The following is an 18,510-nucleotide window of genomic DNA, read 5'->3' as shown; positions in this document are numbered from 1 at the left end:
TGAATCACGTCCGCCCCCATTTTGATTTAGGCAAGTAGGCCGCAACTGGCCCTTTGGGTCAAGGTACCCTGCGGCTTGCCGCAGGGTAAACAAGATGTCACAAGTTCGCCCCGCGCGCCCTAACCGCGTAGGGTGGGTGAAAACCCACGCGCCGCCTAAACGGTCAGATCCAACGCCGCCTGCAACAAGGTCTTCGTGTACTCGGTCTTGGGGCTCTCGAAGATTTCCTCAGAGGCTCCGTATTCCACGATATCGCCCTGTTTCATCACCACCACCTTGTGGCTCATCGCCCGCACCACGGCCAGGTCGTGGCTTATGAAAAGATAGGTCAGCCCGTATTTCACCTGTAACCGGCGCAAGAGATCCACGATCTGTACCTGCACCGTCATGTCCAGCGCACTCGTCGGCTCGTCCAGCACCACCAGCTTGGGCCGCAGGATCATCGCGCGGGCGATGGCGATCCGCTGCCTCTGCCCACCGGAAAACTCGTGCGGATAGCGGTCCATCGTTTCGGGGTTCAGTTCGACCTCGCGCATCACCTCGGCCACCAACTCGCGCACCGGCCGCCCGTCGGGGTTGCCATGCACTCCCAGCCCCTCGGCAATGATCTGTTCACAGGTCATGCGCGGGCTCAGGCTGCCCACCGGGTCCTGGAACACGATCTGAATGTCCGAGCGTTTGCGCCGCAGCTTGCGAGTGGACCATTCGCGCATGTCCTCGCCCTCGAACCGCATCTGGCCCTCGGATTCGATCAGCCGCATAAGCGCCAGCGCCAGCGTGGTCTTGCCCGACCCGCTTTCGCCCACGATGCCCAGCGTCTCGCCCCGGCGCACCTCGATGTCGGCCTCGTTCACCGCCTTCACATGGCCCACCGTGCGCTTCAACAGGCCCTTCTGGATCGGAAACCAAATGCGCAGCCCATGCGTCTCGACCAGCGTCTCGGCCCCTTCCGGCACCGGCTCGGGCACGCCCGAGGGCGCAGCCCCCAGCAGCTTTTTCGTGTACTCATGCTGCGGGTTACCAAATATCTCCTCGGTGGGTCCGCTCTCGACGATCTCGCCATCCTTCATCACGCAGACCCGGTCGGCAATGCGCTCCACCACGCCAAGGTCATGAGTGATGAACAAGAGCCCCATATCCTCCTCGCGCTTCAGTTCCGCCAACAGTTCCAGAATCTGCGCCTGGATCGTCACGTCCAGCGCCGTCGTCGGCTCGTCCGCGATCAGCACATCGGGCTTGTTCGACAGCGCCATGGCGATCATCACCCGCTGCCTTTGGCCCCCCGACAGCTGATGCGGATAGGCGCCCAGCCGGCTTTCGGGGTCGCGGATGCCCACGCGGTTCAGCAACTCCAGGATACGCTCCCGCACCGCCGCACCGCGCAGCCCCTGGTGCAGCTCGATCGACTCGGTCAGCTGCTTTTCCAGCGTGTGCAGCGGGTTCAAACTCGTCATCGGCTCCTGGAAGATAAAGCTGATGTCGTTGCCCCGCACCTTGCGCAGCAGCTTGTCATTCGCGCCGATCATCTGCTGCCCGTCATAGGTGACGCTGCCCTCGACAATCGCACCTTCACCCAGGAGCGACACTGTCGAAAGCGCCGTCACCGACTTGCCCGACCCGCTCTCGCCTACCAAAGCAACGGTCTCGCCTCGGTCCACGCTGAACGACACGCCACGCACGGCCTGCGTCACCGCGCCATCCTGGCGGAAGCCCACCTTCAGGTCTTTCACTTCAAGCAGGCTCATTGAAAGGTCTTCCGTGGGTCGAACGCATCGCGCACGCCTTCAAAGATGAAGACCAGCAGCGACAGCATGATCGCGAAGGTGAAGAACGCGGTAAAGGCCAGCCACGGCGCCTGAAGGTTCTGCTTGGCCTGAAGCGTCAGTTCCCCCAATGACGGCGCCCCCGAAGGCAGGCCGTAGCCTAGGAAATCCAACGTCGCCAGCAAGCTGATCGTGCCGGTGATGATAAACGGCAGGAATGTCAGCGTCGCCACCATCGCGTTCGGCAGCATGTGGCGGAACATGATCTTCATGTTGCCCACGCCCAGCGCCTTGGCCGCGCGCACGTATTCGAAATTGCGCGCGCGCAGGAATTCCGCGCGCACCACGCCCACCAGCGCCATCCACCCGAACGCCACCATGATCCCGACCAGCAGCCAGAACCCCCTCGGCAGGATGGAGAACAGGATGATGATCACGTAAAGCTGTGGCGTAGACGCCCAGATCTCGATGAACCTCTGAAAGAACAGGTCGATCCGCCCGCCGAAATACCCTTGCACGGCCCCCGCGACGACCCCGATGACTGACGAAAAGAACGTCACCACCAGCGTGAACATCACCGCCAGCCGGAAGCCGTAGATCACGATCGCCAGCACGTCCCGCTTGGTCCCGTCCGTGCCCAGCAGGTTCTGCTCGTTGGGCGGCAGGGGCGCCGCTCCGGGCCGGTCCACCGGCGTGTCGTGGCTGTAGGGGATAAGCGGCCAAAGCGTCCAGCCCTTCTCGATCGCCTCGCCCATCACCTCGCCGTCTTGGGCATCCTCGATGATCCCCTCAGGATCGTCGAAGCAATCCACCAGCCCGCCCGACACGATCAGGCACTCCACCTCCGGGTCGGCATATACCGCCTCGGTCCGGAAATCCCCGCCGAACTCGGTCTCGGGATAGAACTTGAAGATCGGCATGTAATACGCATCGCGGTACTTCACCAATAGCGGCTTGTCATTCGCCACGAACTCGGCGGGCAGGGTGATCACACACAGCAGCGCAAAGATGATCAGCGACCAGAAGGCCCGCTTGTTGCGCTTGAAGTTGCGCCAGCGACGCTGATTCAGGGGGTTGAGCTTGATCATCTCAGCCCGACCTCTTCTCGAAGTCGATGCGCGGATCGATCAGCACATAGGTCAGATCCCCGATCAGCGCCACGATCAGCCCGATCAGCGTCGTCAGGTAGAGCGTGGCAAACATCACCGGGTAATCGCGCCCGATGGCGGCCTCGAAAAAGAGCCGCCCCAGACCATCCAGCGAAAAGATCGTCTCGATCAGCAGGCTGCCCGTGAAAAAGACGCTCACGAACACGCCCGGGAACCCCGCGATCACGATCAGCATCCCGTTGCGGAAGACGTGCCCATACAAAACCTTGCGCTCGGTCAGGCCCTTGGCCCGCGCGGTCATCACGTATTGCTTCTTGATCTCGTCGAGGAACGAATTCTTCGTCAGGATTGTCAGGGTGGCGAACCCGCCGATGCTCAGCGCGGTGACCGGGAGGACGATGTGCCACAGGTAATCCAGCACCTTGCCGATCACGGTCATGTCCTCCCACCCGTCCGAGGTCAGCCCCCGCAGCGGGAAGATCTGCCAGTAGCTGCCCCCCGCGAACAGCACCAGCAGCATGATCCCGAAGAGAAACGCCGGAATCGCATAGGCTGCGATGATGATCCCGCTGGTCCATGTATCGAAACTGCTGCCGTCCTTAACTGCCTTGCGGATGCCCAGCGGGATCGACACGAGATAGGACAACAGCATCGTCCAGATGCCCAGCGTGATACTGACCGGCATCTTTTCCAGCACCAGGTCCATCACGTCGATCTTGCGGAAATAGCTCTCTCCGAAATCGAAGGTCGCGTAGTTCCACAACATGTTCAGAAACCGCTCCAGCGGCGGCTTGTCCAACCCGAATTGCGCTTCCAGCTCGGCGATGAACTCCGGCGGCAGGCCCTGCGAGCCGATATAGCCGCTGTCATCCTCGTTGCCGGTGACGGCTCCATCCTGCTCGCCCCCCGCAAAGCCGCCGAACACGTCGCCCTGCCCCTGGATGTCGGCAATCGCCTGCTCCACAGGGCCGCCGGGCAGGAACTGCACCAGCGCGAAGTTGATGATCATGATCCCGATCAGCGTCGGGACGATCAGCAACAGCCGTCTTACGATATAGGCGCCCACCCGTGGCCCCCTATGCCCGCGGGATGCGCGTCAGCGCCCCGTCTTCCAGAACCTGCCAGATCGTCAAAGCGCGCCCGCCTCTCTCAGCTTTTCGGCCTTCTCGGCGTCGTACCACCAGAAGTCCAGCGTTCCCAGCAGGTAGGGCGGAATTTCCTCGGGATGCGCGTACTGGTCCCAATAGGCGACCCAGTGATCGGGGGCGTAGCCATCGGGGATCACCACGAATTCATGCCGCAACGCCCGGTCGAGCGCACGGATCGTCATGTCCTCTTCCTCTTGGCTTTCGGTCATCAGGGATTCCTCGATGATCCGGTCCACCATCTCGCTGCGCAGCCCGGCGGGATTGAACAGGCCATCGGCCGCCTCGGTCCCGAACCGCTGGGCAAGGCCCGTACCCGTGCCCATCAGCGCCGGATAGCCGTCGAACACCAGGTCATAGTCGTGGTCGCGCTCGCGCTTGGTGAACTGCGCGCTGTCGACAGCCTCCAGCCGCGCATTGATGCCCAGGTCCTGAAGGTTGGAGACGAAGTTCTCGGCCACGGCCTTTTCCGTGGGCTGTCCCGACGCGTTCAGCAGGAAATCGAGCCGCAGCACCTTGCCGTCCTCGCCCCGCATCTTGCCGTCGTCGCCGACCGTGTAACCCGCCTCCTGCATCAGGCGCAGCGCCTGCCGCTTGTTCTTGCGCGAGGTCAGGCGCGCGGGATCGCTCGTGTGCGGCACCCACGGCTCGGTCGTCTTGACTTCCTCGGGCACCACGTCGCCCAGCGAATTCAGGAACTCCAGCTCGCCGCCTTCCGGCACGCCGGTCGCTTCCAGCGGGGTGCCGGTGGAATAGGACCGCTGCTGCTCGTAAAACCCGGCAAACAGCGACTCGTTGGTCCACTCGAAATTGAACATCAGCGCCACGGCTTCCCGCACACGCTTGTCCTGCAGCACGTCGCGCCGGGTGTTGAACACGATGCCCGTCATTTGCGGCGGCGACCCGTCCGGGATCGCCTCCAGCTTCACCCAGCCCTTGTTGGCCGCCGGGAAATCATAGGCGCTGGCCCATTGCTTGGGGTCGGCCTCGGTGCGGTACGTCACCTCGCCCGCCTTGAACGCCTCGAAGGCAGCGGTGGAATCCGCGAAGTATTCCAGCCGGATCGTATCGAAATTGTGCCGGCCCTTGTTGATCGGCAGGTCCCAGCCCCAGTAATCGGGGTTGCGCTTGATCACCACGCGGCGGTTCGGCACCACCTCTTCGATCACATAAGGCCCAGACCCCGGCGAGATCTCCAGCCGCGGCTCGTCCAGCCGCGCGCCGGTTTCCTCGTACCACGCCTTGGACCAGATCGGCACCGTGCCCACCTGGTCGATCAGGCTGCGGCGCGAAATGCCGTCCGCGAAGTAGAACTTGACCCGGTGCTCATCCAGCACCTCGACCTTCGGAATACGCTTGCGCACGGCGTCGGCATAGCTTTTCAACCCCTGGTCCAGCAGCAGGTTATGCGAAAACGCCACGTCCTCTGCCGTAACAGGCGTGCCGTTGGAAAACGTCGCTTCGGGCCGCATGTGGAAGATCACCCACGACTTGTCCTCGGGGTATTCGACCGTGTGCGCCACCAGCCCGTACATGCCGTTCATGTCGTCGCCCGGCAGGCTGCCCGACCCGGCCAGAACCTGGCCCAAAAGGCTTTCGTACATGATTGTCGACAGGGCCGAGGCGCGGCCATTACGGGTGTAGGGGTTCATCGAGTCAAAGCTGCCCGCCAACGCGATGGAAATCTCGCCGCCCTTGGGTGCGTCGGGGTTCACATAGCTGAAATGTTCGTAATCATCGGAATACTTCAACTCTCCGAAATAGGAATAGCCATGGCTCTTGATGATGGTCTCGTCCGCACCCTCGTCCTGCGCCAGCGCGGTCGCCGCAGCCAGCGCCGCGATGCAAAGCCCGGTCAGGGCGGCGGTCAGGAAACGGGTGCGGGAAACGGCGATCGCCCGGGTCGTGGCCCGGCTGTGGCGTCGGGTCATTCTTCTCTCCTCTTGACCTGCCTGATGTGGGGTCTTTGTTCTTGCAAGGCAAGCTAAAGTAGGAACGAAACGGGTTTCAAGCGCCGAAAGCGGGATTTCCGTTCAAACATCCCGCGCGGCGACGTCTTGCCGCCTCTCCGCGCCGCATCGCCCATGAAAAAGCCGCCGCTCCGGATCGGAACGGCGGCTTTCAGAGTTTTTTTGCGTCCCGGCTCAGTTGCCGGTGGACTCGAGGTACTTGACCAGCGCCGCGCGCTCTTCTTCCTTGCGCACACCGCGATAGGCCATCTTGTTGCCCGGCGCGTACCCCTTGGGATCTTCCAGCCACGCGTTCATCTCGTCGGCCGTCCATGCACCATCGAGGCCTGCCAACGCGTCGGAATAGTTGAACCCCTCGACCGACGCAATGTCGCGACCGATTACGCCCACAAGGTGCGGACCCACGCCGTTGGCTTCTTCCTCGGCCTTGTGGCAGGCGGCGCATTTGCGGAACGCCTTCTCGCCATCAGCCACGTCAGCCGCGGCGACCAATTGCTCGAACTCCGAGCCGCCACCTTCACCGCCCGAACTTTCCTCGGATGCCTGCTCTTCCGAGCCGGCCTCGTCAGAACTTTCCTCGGCCGCAGCTTCCTCGGTGGTTTGCTCTTCCGAACCTTCTTCCGCAGACGCTTCTTCGGTGGCTTCTTGTTCAGAGCCTTCCTCAGCGGACGCCTCCTCGGTGGCCTCTTCTTCGGTTCCTTCTTCAGCCGCGGCTTCTTCGGAAGCTTGCTCTTCACCACCTTCGGCAGATGCCTCTTCGGTGGTCTCTTCCTCGGTGCCTTCTTCAGCCGACGCGGTCTCTTCCGCGCCTTCCCCGGCGGCCACTTCCGTCATGTCGCCATCGGTCTGGTCAAGATAAGCGATCAGGTTGGCACGGTCCTCAGGCTTCTTCAGACCGGCATAACCCATTGACGTACCCGGCGCCCAGCCCGACGGGTTTTCAAGAAATGCGTAAAGATTTTCGGGCGTCCAGACGTCCCCGGCTTCGCTCAGCGCACCGGAATAGCTGCTGTAGCCGCCGACCGAGCCGATGTCGCGCCCGACCACACCGTAAAGATGCGGACCGACGCCATTCGCGCCATCCTCGGCTTGGTGACAAGCCTTGCACTTGCCGAAGACGCGCTCGCCCGCGCCCACGTCCGCATCGGGATAAAGAGAGGCCAGCGTCACCACCTCCTCTTCTTCGGCCTCGCCGCCGCCTTCGCCCTCATCGGTCTCGATGACATAGGCCGCCTGGTGTTCCTCGCCATGACCGCCGCCACCGACGTGATAGATTTCTTCCGCAGCCCACTTGCCAAGAAGAAAGACCAGGAACGTGCCGCAAAGGCCGCCCATGATCTTTGTGAAGGTCATTGTGTCAAACATAGCCCGCTTCCATCTGAATCTCTCGCGCGGTATCTATCCGCTTCCCCTCGGGCGGTGCAAGGTGTAGTTTCCGCGACCAAACGCCCGCCTTCGGCAAAATTAAGCGGGAAATGGTAAAAATCAGGCGAAGAACCAACGACATGACCAAACGCATCGCCTTTCAGGGAGAGCCCGGCGCCTATTCCCACCAGGCCTGCCGCGACACCTATCCCGACATGGATAGCCTGCCCTGCCGCACGTTCGAGGACGCGATCGAGGCGGTCCGCACGGGCGAGGCGGACCTGGCCATGCTGCCGGTCGAAAACTCCACCTTCGGGCGCGTGGCCGACATTCACCACCTTCTGCCCGACTCCGGCCTGCACATCATTGCCGAGGCCTTCGTGCGCGTGCATATCAACCTGCTGGCCCTGCCCGGCGTGCCGCTGGAACAGGTCAAGCGCGCCAAAAGCCATACGATGCTTTTGGGCCAGTGCCGTCAGTTCCTGGCCCAACACGACATCCACCGCGTCACCGGCGCCGACACCGCCGGTTCTGCCCGCGAGGTCGCCCAGGCCGGCGACCCCGAGATGGCCGCGCTGGCCTCCGAACTCGCCGGAGAGATCTACGGCCTCGACGTGCTCGCCCGCGAGATCGAGGACGAGGGCAACAATTCGACCCGCTTTCTCGTCATGTCGCGCGAACCGGATCACTCCCGCCGCGGCGATGACGGCATGATGACCACCTTCGTCTTTCAGGTGCGCAACATCCCCGCCGCGCTCTACAAGGCAATGGGCGGCTTCGCCACCAACGGCGTCAACATGACCAAGCTGGAAAGCTACATGGTCGGCGGCTCCTTCACCGCGACCCAGTTCTACGCCGACATCGAGGGCCACCCCGACGACCCCGGCGTCAAGCGCGCGCTCGAGGAACTGGATTACTTCACCTCCGACATCACGCTTCTGGGCGTCTACCCCGCCGACCCGCGCCGCCACTAAAGCGCTTCAGCAAGACCCTGATCCGCAGCTTGTGACGCAGCGCAGTGCAAGGCTTGGCCGCTGCGCGCGCCGCGCTCGTGACTGATGTCTCAGGTAAAAGGCGGCACGCTTAAGGCCATTTCCCGGCATCCACGACCGGCGGCACTGTCTGCCGCAAGGTCAATTATTACAAATGCACCGGTACGTCAAAAACTGCACCGAATTGGTGCGTTTCTGCACAAAACAAATGTAACTATATTTATTACATAAAAACAGAGTTTTGGAGGAATTCCACCACCTAAAAACACAGCGCACGGAGCAAGGTCACGCCAATTCTCACGGATCTGTGCATCCACGTGTATGGCCAGTAACGAGGCGCGGAGCCCCCCTGTGCCGACGCCCCGAATGCCGCCATCTTGTTTGCCAGACGACGCGGACAGCCCGCGCCGCCAACATCGAAACGAAAACACACCGTCAAGAGATTTGACGCGCACCATACGGAAGGAACACATCATGCGTACCATCACCACAGTCGCGGTTCTCGCCGCACTCGCCACCCCCGCCGCCGCCCTGCAGGTCGTCAACGTCCTCGGCCAACACAGCGCGCCGCTCAACAACAGCGTCCTGACCAACGGCGCCCCCTATTTCGACGAAGAAAAGGACAACCAACTGGGCTACGGTTTCGGCGCACCTTTCCAGGATGAAGAGAAAGACAATCAGCTTGGCCTCGCCGCGAACTTCGGCGCACCGTTCGTCAATCAAGAGAAAGATGACCAACGCGGCTACGGCGCCGATGCGTCATCCGCCGGGCAACTTGTAGCCAGCAGCAAGTACGGTGCGCCCTTCGTCAATCCGGAGAAAGACGACCAGCGTGGCTATGGCGACGATACGGCAACCGATGGCCAATTGATCGCCAGCAAGTACGGCGCACCCTTCGTGAACCAAGACAAGGACGATCAGCGCGGCTACAGCGCAGACGCCACCACCTTCGAGGTCGCCAGCAACTACGGCGCCCCCTTCATGAACGACGAGAAGGACAATCAGCTGGGCTACGGCTTCGGCGCACCCTTCCAGGATGAAGAGAAAGACAACCAGCTGGGCTAAGACCCGCCCTGACTGACACCGGAAAACGGGTCGCTACCCTCGGCGGCCCGTTTTTCGTTCGGCCCGACTCGCTCACGCGACGCTCTTGTAGCGGTCTTCCAGTTCATTGGCATAGCCCGCCACACGCAGGCTGAACCGCTTGTTCAGGTTATTCTTCGCCAGCTTCATCGACTGCACCAGAAGCTTCGCCGCCAGCGTCTTGGGCGTCATGTCGATCACCACGCTGATCCGCGTGCGCGACCGCGACAGCGCCACCAGGTCCAGCACCATCTTGCCGCCCATATTGGGCGAGCGCGACGCAATGACCAGGCCATTGGGCCGGTCCAGCTCGGTCAGCTCCAGCTGCATCTCGCGCCGCTTGCCCCGAAGGTCGAAGGCCGCATCCCATTTCATCCCCGGCCGGGTCTCATTCAGGTCGTCGACGCGCTGCACCTCCGCCCCGCGCCGCAGCACCGACCGCTCGATCGCCGCGAAATCCGTCACCTGCTCGAACACGAACTCGATCGGGGCTTCTACGTCTTCATGGGCCACGAATTTCATGTCTGCGCCTCTTCTTGTCTTGTCCCGTCCGGTCTTTCGCGCCGGGCTGGGCTATGGATAACTGTCAAATAACGGGGTTATAGCGTATCCGCCAGCCAGTTGCGCAGCAAAAATTGCGCGATTGCACCTTTTCGCGCCGGACTGAGGACGGGATGCGCCCCGGAAAAGGCCTGCATCATCTCCTCCCGGCTGACCCAACTCGCGTGCTCGATCTCGACCGGGTCGATGGTGATCTCTCGGCTCAGCGCCACGCCGCGGCAACCGAACATCAGCGACGCCGGAAAGGCCCAGGGCTGGCTTGCCAGGTAATCGACCGCGCCCACCTTCACCCCCGCTTCTTCCCAGACCTCCCGGCGCACCGCCGCCTCGATCGTCTCGCCCGGCTCCACGAACCCCGCCAGAAGCGAGAACATGCCCTCCGGCCAATGCGGCGAGCGGCCCATCAGCACGCTGTTGCCGTGGGTGATCAGCATGATCACGACCGGATCGGTGCGCGGAAAATGCTGTGCGCCGCAGGACGGGCAGGCGCGTTGCCATCCGGCTTGGGTCATCTCGCTCTGCGCGCCGCAGCGCGCACAGAAACGGTGGCTGACATGCCAGTGCAGCACCGCCTTGGCGGTGGCGGCAAGCTCGGCATCGCGTGGGCTCAAACGGGTCATCACACGGCGCAGCTCGGCAAAGACCTGATCATCCGCCAGCAGCGGATGCCGCTGCTCGGACGTGTCGACAAAGCTGTTCATCTGGGCGGGGTCCACGTCCTCGGGCATCCAGCCCACCAGTTCGCGCGCCTCGATCAGGCGCCCATCGTCCTCCCGGCCCAGCAGCACGGCCTCGGGCGCCGTCTGCGCCAGCACCGGATGGTCGGCGGGCAGCCGTGCTAAACGGTCCAGCCCCGGCGCCTCGATCAACGGCTTGCCCTGCCACAACAGCACCACCTCGCGCGGCGACTGCGCGATCTCCTCCGGCCGCCGCCGCAGCTCGGCGGCACGGTCAAGTCCCGAACCGCCGAATGTCACAGTCTCGGCATGGCGCATCTGCATCTCCTTTTGCCGCAGACCTGCCACAGCCCCCCGCCGACAGCAAGCCGCGCCCGAAGCCGCAATCCCACGCACGCCAGCACCCCAATCTTAGCGCGATCCTAAATAAATGACTTCAACCAAAAGGCGATTGCTGCCACCCCGCCTCCTGTGCCAGTCTCGGATCTAACCGGGTAACTTCCTGGATTGGGGACGTTCGACAACAAACATGAGTCACCACGCGCCTGACCACACTTGGCCGCACGTGCCCGCATCCGCGGATCGTCCCGTGCCGAACAGGCACATCTGGCTGCGGGTGCTGGAAACCACCGATGTCCACGCTCATCTCGCGCCCTATGACTATCACCGCGATGCCGAAGTACCGGGCTATGGTCTGGCCCGCACGGCGACGCTGATCGCCCGCGCCCGCGCCGAGGCCGCCAACAGCCTGCTCTTCGACAATGGTGATTTCCTGCAGGGCTCCGCGCTCAGCGATATCGGCACCGGTCCGGGCAGCGGCTGGTCCGGCCCGCATCCGGTGATCGCGGCGATGAACCGACTGCGCTACGACGCCGCCGCCCTTGGCAATCACGAATTCAACTTCGGCCTCGACTGGCTGAACCGCGCCCTGTCCGAGGCCACCTTCCCCGTGCTCTGCGCCAACGCCCTGCACGCCGGAACCACAGAAACGCCCCTGCATCCGCCCTCCGTAATCCTGCCGACGGTCCTGCGCGACAACCGCGGCAAAGCGCACAGGCTGCACATCGGCGTGCTTGGCCTGCTGCCGCCGCAGATCACCACATGGGACCATCAGCACCTAGCGGGCCGCGTCACCACACGCGGGATCGTCGAGACCGCGGCGACCGAGGTGCCCCGCCTGCGCGAGGCTGGCGCCGACATCGTCATCGTGCTGGCCCATACAGGGATCGGCCCCGCCGCGTCCATGCCCGACAGCGCCGACCCGGCCCTCGAGCACGCGGCCCTCGCATTGGCGACGGTGCCGGGGATCGACGCGCTTCTGACCGGACACAGTCACCAGGTCTTTCCCGAAGCCACCGCGCCCGGTCCTCCCGTGCCGGGCGTCGATCACCACGCCGGCACCCTCGCCGGTGTTCCGGCGGTCATGGCGGGCTTTCGCGGCTCGCATCTGGGCGTGCTGGACCTCTGCCTTGCACAGGATGCGGCGACCGCGACATGGTTCGTGCAGGATTTCCACTGTCGCGCACGCCCCGTGGCGCCGCCCGACGGCACCGCCCCGGCCGCCGCCGACCCGGATCTGTCCATGGTCATGCGCCCGGCCCACATGGCGACACTGCACGTCACCTCCCAACCGGTCGGTCACACGGCGCATCCCATCCACAGCTATTTCGCGCGGGTCCGGCCCTGCAACGCGCTCCGCCCAGTGCTCGACGCCAAGACAGCCGCGCTTTCCGCCGCGCTCGAGGGCACCGAGGACGCGGGTCTGCCGGTTCTGGCCGCGACACCTTGCTTCAAGTCCGGCGGCCACGGCGGATCCGGCGATTTCATCGACATTCCCGCCGGTCCGCTGACGCAGGGGCACATGGACGAGCTCTACCCGTTTCCCAACACCCTGATCGGGCTGCGGCTGACCGGCGCGCAGGTGGTCGACTGGCTGGAACGCGCCGCGTCCTGCTTTCACCAGATCCTGCCGGGCCTTGGGACCACGCCGCAACCGCTCTGGAACCCCGCCTTCGCGAGCCATGCGTTCGACACGATCTCGGGTCTGAGCTATCGCATCGACCTGTCGCAACCGCCGCGCTATGACCCGCAGGGACAGTTGCTCAATTCCGGCGCGCAGCGCATCCGCGACCTTTCGCACGACGGGGAACCACTGTCGGACGATGCGCTCTTTTGCGTCGCCACCAACAATTTCCGCGCCTTCGGTGGCGGCCCCTATCCCGGCGCCGCACCCGAGGCCGTGGTGCATCAAAGCGCGCGAACCGTCCGCGATCACCTCACCGCATTCCTGCGTGATACCGACACCGGCACCGACGGCAACTTGTCCGCCGCCGGCGGCTGGCACCTCGACGGCCCGAAAGATGCGACCGTTCTGCTGGAAACCGGCCCCGGCGTGCGCAATCACCCGGATGACCTCGCGACCCTGAGCGCACACGATCTCGGTGTGGACGCGACAGGATTCCTGCGCCTGGCGATCCCCCTTGCACGGCTGGCAGACCTTGCGAATCCCCGTCAAAGACCTTAGATAAGGGACCGAGAGGTTGGCGCGGGCAGGCGCCTCGCCAACCCGGTCAGGTCCGGAAGGAAGCAGCCGTAACGAGCCCCGCTTGGGTCGTTGTCCAGCCTCTCACCCAAGTAAACCGGACGCAGTCCGGTTTGCACCGGCCGAAAGGGAGTGCAGCGCATCCCCGTAAGGCCTCACCAGAAAATTCCAAGATACGCACATACATTAACTAGCAACAGAATTTTTCAAAAATTCTGTCCCGGAAAATTCCATATTTTCCGCCCCAAATTTTTCCGCAAAAAATTTGCCCTCGCCTCAACCCGCGCGCGCCCACTTCAACTGCGCATCGGTCTCCACCGCACAGGGCCGCACCGCGCGCAAACGCTCCAGCGCGGCATCTGCGTCCTCGCCCGCCTCGACCATCAAGCGCAGCGCCGCCATGCCGGATCGCCCGCAGCCTCCGAAACAGTGGATCAACACACGCCCTCCGCCCTGCAACGCCGCCAGTGCGGTCTTGCTGGCGATGTGCCACTCCTCGATCCGCTCCGGCGCGGGCACGCCCATGTCCTCCACCGGCAGGTGGATCCACCTGGTGCCCTTGTCCTGGATCTCGGCCCCCATATCCGTCAGGCCGTGGCTGACCTGTTCCGACGCCGTGGTCGTCGATAGCACGAGCGCCGGCTTCCAGTCCGCCAGATGCTGCAGATCCTCCTCCCAGTGTCCCCCACGTCCGGGCATCGGCGCTATGCCGAGGATCCCCTCGGCCACCGGCAGCGCGTATATGACAAACTGCGACATGACGTTCGCGCCTCAGAGACGATCCGCCGCAAACGTGTCGCAGGATCGTACATCACCACTCTCGTAGCCTGTGGCGAACCATCGCGACCGCTGCTCCGAGGTGCCATGCGTGAAGGTATGCGGCTGCGGCACCCGACCTGCGCGTTTCTGCAAATGGTCATCACCGATCCGCCGCGCCGCATTCAGCGCTTCTTCCAGGTCCCCGGGCTCCAGCAGACCTTCGACTGACCGCGCCCACACCCCCGACAGGCAATCGGCCTGCAATTCCAGCCGCACGGTCAGCCGGTTGGCCTCCGCCTGGCTTGCTTGCTGCCGGGCGCGATTGACCTGCGGCAGGATCCCCAGCTGGTTTTGCACGTGATGCGCCACCTCGTGGGCGATCACGTAGGCCGCCGCAAAATCCCCCTTCGCCCCCAACTTCCGCGACAGCGTGCCGAAGAATTCGGTATCCAGATACGCCTTGCGATCCGCCGGACAATAAAATGGCCCCGTTGCGCCGGACGCTCCGCCGCACGGGCTTTGCGTGACCCCGGAATACAGCACCAGCACTGGCGGGGCGTAGTCCTCGCCCAGCTGCCGTGCGAACACCTGCTCCCAAACCTCTTCTGTCGTGGCCAGCACGCGCGAGGTGAATTCCGCCGCCTGCTCGTCTTCGGCGCTGATCTCGCGCGGGGCCGTCTGCACACCGCCCCCGCCCTGCAACAGAGGCGTCACGTCGATGCCCGCGAAATACCCGATCGCCAGTACGATCAGCAGCCCCACACCGCCCAGCTTGAAGCCACCCCCACCGGACCGGCGCCGATCCTCGATATTCCGGCTACGCCGAAACCCTCTCAACCGCATGATGTCCCCCCAAGGACGATGAACCGCAACCAACATAGCCCGGTTTTCGTTCTTTCGGATATACTGAATATGAACGAAAATTTCGCAAGGAGCCGGGAATGCCACAGGACGACGCCGACCACGGCGAGCAGGACAAGAAAACCAGGTGGGCCGAGAACCGCACCGACTGGGCGTCGGACCGCACGATCCTGGCCAACGAACGCACCTTCAACAGCTGGATGGGCACGGGCCTGGGCGCGGTCGGCGTCGCCATCGGCCTCAAGGCCGTCTTCGGCGCGTTCGAGCCCACATGGGCCGCCAAGGCCGTGGCATCGGTCTTCCTCGTCATCGCCATCGTCGTGTTCTGGGCCGCCCGCCACCAGGCCCGCAAGACCATCAGCAGCATGGAAACCTACGATGCCGCGCCCATGCCCACCCGAAACTTCACCCTGCTGGCCAGCCTGATGACGATCGCGACCCTCGCCACCGGCGCCATCCTCTGGAGCCTCTGATCGCCGCACCCCCTGCTGGACCCCGACGCGCCACGCCTCTACTCTGCCCCGAAATCCGAATCCCAAAAGGCGTGGCATGAGCGAGACCCAAGACACCGGCTACCAGGTTCTGGCCCGGAAATACCGCCCCGAGACCTTTGCCGATCTCGTCGGGCAAGACGCGATGGTGCGGACGCTCAAGAACGCGTTCGAGGCCGACCGCATCGCGCAGGCCTTCATCATGACCGGCATCCGCGGCACGGGGAAGACGACCACCGCCCGGATCATCGCCAAGGGCATGAACTGCATCGGCCCGGATGGCGAGGGCGGACCCACCACCGACCCGTGCGGCGAGTGCGAGCATTGCAAGGCCATCATGGAAGGCCGACATGTCGACGTGCTGGAAATGGACGCGGCCTCGAACACCGGCGTCGGCAACATCCGCGAAATCATCGAAAGCGTGCACTACCGCGCCGCATCGGCCCGCTACAAGGTCTACATCATCGACGAGGTTCACATGCTCTCCACGGGCGCGTTCAACGCGCTTCTGAAGACGCTCGAAGAACCCCCCGCGCATGTGAAGTTCATCTTCGCCACCACCGAGATCCGCAAGGTTCCCGTGACGGTCCTCTCGCGCTGCCAGCGCTTCGACTTGCGCCGGATCGAACCCGAGGTGATGCTTGACCTCCTGCGCCGCATCGCTGGCAACGAGAACGCCCAGATCGCCGAGGACGCGCTGGCGCTTATCACCCGCGCCGCCGAAGGCTCGGCGCGCGACGCCACATCCCTTCTGGATCAGGCCATCTCCCACGGCGCGGGCGAGACCACCGCCGAACAGGTCCGCGCCATGCTGGGCCTCGCCGACCGGGGCCGCGTCATGGACCTCTTCGATCTCGTCATGAAGGGCGACGCGGCCGGCGCTCTGACCGAGCTGTCGTCGCAATATGCCGAAGGCGCCGACCCCATGGCGGTGCTGCGCGATCTTGCCGAAGTCACTCACTGGGTCAGCGTGGTCAAGATCACGCCCGAGGCCGCCGAGGACCCCACCATCGGCCCCGACGAGCGCACCCGGGGCGGCCAGATGGCCGAGGCCCTGCCGATGCGCGTGCTGACCCGCATGTGGCAGATGCTGCTTAAGGCGCTCGAAGAGGTCGCCGCCGCCCCAAACTCCATGATGGCCGCTGAGATGGCGATCATCCGCCTGACCCATGTGGCCGACCTGCCCGCGCCCGAGGACCTCGTGCGCCGCCTGCGCGACAATCCTCCCTCCGGCCCACCAAACGGCCCCGCGCCCACACCGCCAAGCGGCGGCAACGGCGGCGAAACCCACGGCGCCCCCGCGTCCCAGTCCGGCGGATATGCCCCAACGCAAACCACCGGCGGCGGCGGCAACGGTGGTGGCGTCACCGCGCTGGCCACGCAGGCCGAGGCGTCCCTTTCCCATTACCCCACCTTCGACCACGTGGTGGAACTCATCCGCGCCCATCGCGACGTCAAGCTGCTGGTCGAGGTCGAGACCTCGCTACGCCTCGCCGCCTACCAGCCGGGCCGTATCGAATTCGTCCCCACGGAAAACGCCCCCCGCGATCTCGCCGCCCGCCTCGGCACCCGGCTGCAGACCTGGACCGGCAACCGCTGGGGCGTCACGGTCGTGAATGAAGGCGGTGGTGAAACCATCGCCGAGGTGCGCGACGCCGCCCGCAACGCGCTGGAGGCCGAGGCCCGCGAACACCCGCTGGTGCAAGCCGTCTTCGCCGCCTTCCCCGAGGCCCGCATCGACGAGATCCGCACGCCCGAGGACATCGCCGCCGAGGCTCAAGCCGACGCGCTACCCGAAGTGGACGACGAATGGGACCCCTTCGAAGAGGACTGATCCTCGCCGGACTGAGCGCGCTGCCGGTTTCGGCCCGCGCGCAAGACGTCTGCGCCAAGGTCCGCCCCGATTGGGACGGCGCCCCCGTCCCGGCATGGGAGGAAGCGATCCTGCTCTTCGGATCCCCCGCCGCGCTGGTGTTGCTCCTTGCCTCCGCCCTCGTCCTGCGCTTCCGCAGCGCATGGGGCGCGCTGGCGGTCTTCGTCGGCTGGAGCCTGCTCGTCTCGGCCTTCACGATCTACGACCCCACCGGCGGACAGCGTATCGCCGCGGCCGAGGAAGGCTGCATCGGATCCCCGGCGCTCTTCGTCGCCATCGTCATGGCCATCGGCGTGGGCCTCCTGCTTTACACCGGCAAACCGCGCGACGAGGACGCGAAGCACTGACACCGCGCTGGCCGCGATCCGGCCCTCAAAATGCCCGATTCATGGGGTATGGCCGGGGAAAAGGACCTTGTCATGAAAGTCGGATTCAACAGACCCACCCACGAGCATGCGCAGTTCCGCCGCTGCCACCGCTGCACCGGATCGGGCCAGGCGCCCTGCCAGGTTTGCTTTGGCCACGGCACCACGCATCGGCGGCTCGACCGCTTCGGGAAACCCATTCATGACCGCTGCGACGGCTGCTTCGGACGCAAGACCACCCGCTGCGGGCTGTGCAACGGCGAAGGCTTCCTAACATAGGGTGGGTGAATACCCACGTGCTCGCGCAAACCCATGGACACACCCCGCCCCGCCGTCCTACCCTTCGCACATGACCGACACACCTGAACGCCGCTGGCACGACATGGGCGGACACGCCGCCGGCCCCATCCCGATGGACGGCCACGACTTCGCACTGTGGGAAAAGCGCGTCGACGCGCTGATGGTGCTCTGCGGGGCCAAGGGCCTCTTCACCGTCGACGGCCTCAGGCGCGCGCTCGAGGACATGGGCGAGGACGCCTTCGAGAAATACTCCTATTACGACCGCTGGATCGCCGCGACCAACCAGAACCTTGTCGAGGCGGGCGTCTACAGCCTTGAGGAACTGGGCCAGCGCATGGAAGAAATCGCCCAGCGCGGCCCAACCTATGGCGAGGCGCAGGAATGACGCCCGCAGGCACAAAGGTCCGCGTGAAAACGATGACCCCGCCAGGCCATATCCGCGCGCCCTTCTACCTGCGCGGCAAGACCGGCGAGATCGAACGCATCCTCGGGCGTTTCAAGAACCCCGAGCAACTCGCCTACGGCCTGCCCGCCCCGGAAAAGACCCTCTACCGCGTCCGCTTTTCCATGGCCGAACTCTGGGGCGACGCAGCGGAAAACCCCACTGATACCGTGGATGCCGAAATCTACGACCACTGGCTGGAAGAGGCCTGA

The 18,510-nt window shown here is 64.4% G+C and carries 18 protein-coding genes and 1 other RNA gene; 10 read left to right on the top strand and 9 right to left on the bottom strand.

The annotated features are described in order from the left end of the window. Positions 1-155: 155 nt before the first annotated feature. The 5 genes from FIU86_RS02595 to FIU86_RS02575 form a co-directional block, all read right to left on the bottom strand. The gene (locus tag FIU86_RS02595) at positions 156-1,745 is read right to left on the bottom strand and encodes an ABC transporter ATP-binding protein (protein ID WP_152473654.1); all 1,590 of its coding nucleotides are present in this window, start codon (positions 1,743-1,745) and stop codon (positions 156-158) included. After that, a complete protein-coding gene (locus FIU86_RS02590) occupies positions 1,742-2,848 on the bottom strand; it encodes an ABC transporter permease (protein WP_152476881.1) in 1,107 nt (368 codons plus the stop codon). Before FIU86_RS02590 ends, FIU86_RS02595 begins: the two co-directional genes overlap by 4 nt. A gap of 4 nt (positions 2,849-2,852) precedes the next feature. Then, a complete protein-coding gene (locus FIU86_RS02585) occupies positions 2,853-3,938 on the bottom strand; it encodes a microcin C ABC transporter permease YejB (RefSeq protein ID WP_152473653.1) in 1,086 nt (361 codons plus the stop codon). Between the two features lie 63 nt (positions 3,939-4,001). Then, complete coding sequence (locus tag FIU86_RS02580) at positions 4,002-5,948, bottom strand: extracellular solute-binding protein (protein ID WP_152473652.1); 1,947 nt, start codon at positions 5,946-5,948, stop codon at positions 4,002-4,004. Between the two features lie 213 nt (positions 5,949-6,161). After that, positions 6,162-7,352 carry a cytochrome c family protein gene (locus FIU86_RS02575; protein ID WP_152473651.1) on the bottom strand — a complete coding sequence of 397 codons (1,191 nt, stop codon included), beginning with the start codon at positions 7,350-7,352 and terminating at the stop codon, positions 6,162-6,164. A 140-nt stretch (positions 7,353-7,492) separates the two neighbouring features. Between FIU86_RS02575 and FIU86_RS02570 the strand changes: the two genes are divergently transcribed. After that, complete coding sequence (locus tag FIU86_RS02570) at positions 7,493-8,326, top strand: prephenate dehydratase (protein WP_152473650.1); 834 nt, start codon at positions 7,493-7,495, stop codon at positions 8,324-8,326. Positions 8,327-8,818: 492 nt separating this feature from the next. Then, positions 8,819-9,409 carry a hypothetical protein gene (locus FIU86_RS02565; RefSeq protein WP_152473649.1) on the top strand — a complete coding sequence of 197 codons (591 nt, stop codon included), beginning with the start codon at positions 8,819-8,821 and terminating at the stop codon, positions 9,407-9,409. A 72-nt stretch (positions 9,410-9,481) separates the two neighbouring features. Here the strand turns inward: FIU86_RS02565 and FIU86_RS02560 are convergent, their stop codons facing one another. Then, a complete protein-coding gene (locus FIU86_RS02560) occupies positions 9,482-9,949 on the bottom strand; it encodes an SRPBCC family protein (protein WP_152473648.1) in 468 nt (155 codons plus the stop codon). A gap of 77 nt (positions 9,950-10,026) precedes the next feature. Then, positions 10,027-10,983: an NAD(+) diphosphatase gene (gene nudC, locus FIU86_RS02555; RefSeq protein ID WP_152473647.1), complete on the bottom strand. Its 957-nt coding sequence runs from the start codon at positions 10,981-10,983 to the stop codon at positions 10,027-10,029. A gap of 271 nt (positions 10,984-11,254) precedes the next feature. Between nudC and FIU86_RS02550 the strand changes: the two genes are divergently transcribed. Then, positions 11,255-13,189 (top strand): bifunctional 2',3'-cyclic-nucleotide 2'-phosphodiesterase/3'-nucleotidase, encoded by a 1,935-nt coding sequence (locus tag FIU86_RS02550; protein ID WP_172977406.1) that lies wholly within the window; start codon positions 11,255-11,257, stop codon positions 13,187-13,189. 9 nt (positions 13,190-13,198) lie between these two features. Next, an RNA gene (gene ffs, locus FIU86_RS02545) (signal recognition particle sRNA small type) lies at positions 13,199-13,297 on the top strand. Between the two features lie 186 nt (positions 13,298-13,483). Here the strand turns inward: ffs and FIU86_RS02540 are convergent. Together FIU86_RS02540 and FIU86_RS02535 are read right to left on the bottom strand one after the other, a co-directional pair. Continuing rightward, a complete protein-coding gene (locus FIU86_RS02540; RefSeq protein ID WP_152473645.1) occupies positions 13,484-13,966 on the bottom strand; it encodes a protein-tyrosine phosphatase family protein in 483 nt (160 codons plus the stop codon). A gap of 12 nt (positions 13,967-13,978) precedes the next feature. Further along, entirely contained in the window at positions 13,979-14,809 is an 831-nt protein-coding gene (locus tag FIU86_RS02535) for a neutral zinc metallopeptidase (RefSeq protein ID WP_152473644.1), read from the bottom strand. A gap of 98 nt (positions 14,810-14,907) precedes the next feature. Between FIU86_RS02535 and FIU86_RS02530 the strand changes: the two genes are divergently transcribed. The 6 genes from FIU86_RS02530 (at position 14,908) to FIU86_RS02505 (ending at position 18,510) form a co-directional block, all read left to right on the top strand. After that, positions 14,908-15,300, top strand: coding sequence for a YidH family protein (locus FIU86_RS02530; protein ID WP_152473643.1), 393 nt, complete (start codon positions 14,908-14,910; stop codon positions 15,298-15,300). A 43-nt stretch (positions 15,301-15,343) separates the two neighbouring features. Then, on the top strand, positions 15,344-17,152 hold the full coding sequence (locus tag FIU86_RS02525) for a DNA polymerase III subunit gamma/tau (RefSeq protein WP_302848765.1): 1,809 nt from the start codon (positions 15,344-15,346) through the stop codon (positions 17,150-17,152). Continuing rightward, positions 17,128-17,538, top strand: a complete 411-nt coding sequence (locus FIU86_RS02520; RefSeq protein WP_152473641.1) for a hypothetical protein — start codon at positions 17,128-17,130, stop codon at positions 17,536-17,538. The genes FIU86_RS02525 and FIU86_RS02520 overlap by 25 nt, the downstream gene beginning before the upstream one ends. A 72-nt stretch (positions 17,539-17,610) precedes the next feature. Next, positions 17,611-17,835: a hypothetical protein gene (locus FIU86_RS02515; RefSeq protein ID WP_152473640.1), complete on the top strand. Its 225-nt coding sequence runs from the start codon at positions 17,611-17,613 to the stop codon at positions 17,833-17,835. A 70-nt stretch (positions 17,836-17,905) separates the two neighbouring features. Further along, positions 17,906-18,241: an SH3-like domain-containing protein gene (locus tag FIU86_RS02510; RefSeq protein ID WP_254703923.1), complete on the top strand. Its 336-nt coding sequence runs from the start codon at positions 17,906-17,908 to the stop codon at positions 18,239-18,241. Continuing rightward, entirely contained in the window at positions 18,238-18,510 is a 273-nt protein-coding gene (locus FIU86_RS02505; RefSeq protein ID WP_152473639.1) for an SH3-like domain-containing protein, read from the top strand. The genes FIU86_RS02510 and FIU86_RS02505 overlap by 4 nt, the downstream gene beginning before the upstream one ends.

It is taken from the genome of Roseovarius sp. THAF9 (assembly GCF_009363715.1).
GTDB lineage: Bacteria > Pseudomonadota > Alphaproteobacteria > Rhodobacterales > Rhodobacteraceae > Roseovarius.
This window is presented reverse-complemented; position numbering and strand designations above follow the sequence as displayed.

Coding starts and splice junctions, on each gene's coding strand:
- FIU86_RS02595 (WP_152473654.1), bottom strand. CDS start 1,745: ATGAGCCTGCTTGAAGTGAAAGACCTGAAGGTGGGCTTCCGCCAGGAT.
- FIU86_RS02580 (WP_152473652.1), bottom strand. CDS start 5,948: ATGACCCGACGCCACAGCCGGGCCACGACCCGGGCGATCGCCGTTTCC.
- FIU86_RS02575 (WP_152473651.1), bottom strand. CDS start 7,352: ATGTTTGACACAATGACCTTCACAAAGATCATGGGCGGCCTTTGCGGC.
- FIU86_RS02570 (WP_152473650.1), top strand. CDS start 7,493: ATGACCAAACGCATCGCCTTTCAGGGAGAGCCCGGCGCCTATTCCCAC.
- FIU86_RS02565 (WP_152473649.1), top strand. CDS start 8,819: ATGCGTACCATCACCACAGTCGCGGTTCTCGCCGCACTCGCCACCCCC.
- FIU86_RS02560 (WP_152473648.1), bottom strand. CDS start 9,949: ATGAAATTCGTGGCCCATGAAGACGTAGAAGCCCCGATCGAGTTCGTG.
- nudC (WP_152473647.1), bottom strand. CDS start 10,983: ATGCGCCATGCCGAGACTGTGACATTCGGCGGTTCGGGACTTGACCGT.
- FIU86_RS02540 (WP_152473645.1), bottom strand. CDS start 13,966: ATGTCGCAGTTTGTCATATACGCGCTGCCGGTGGCCGAGGGGATCCTC.
- FIU86_RS02535 (WP_152473644.1), bottom strand. CDS start 14,809: ATGCGGTTGAGAGGGTTTCGGCGTAGCCGGAATATCGAGGATCGGCGC.
- FIU86_RS02530 (WP_152473643.1), top strand. CDS start 14,908: ATGCCACAGGACGACGCCGACCACGGCGAGCAGGACAAGAAAACCAGG.
- FIU86_RS02520 (WP_152473641.1), top strand. CDS start 17,128: ATGGGACCCCTTCGAAGAGGACTGATCCTCGCCGGACTGAGCGCGCTG.
- FIU86_RS02515 (WP_152473640.1), top strand. CDS start 17,611: ATGAAAGTCGGATTCAACAGACCCACCCACGAGCATGCGCAGTTCCGC.
- FIU86_RS02510 (WP_254703923.1), top strand. CDS start 17,906: ATGACCGACACACCTGAACGCCGCTGGCACGACATGGGCGGACACGCC.
- FIU86_RS02505 (WP_152473639.1), top strand. CDS start 18,238: ATGACGCCCGCAGGCACAAAGGTCCGCGTGAAAACGATGACCCCGCCA.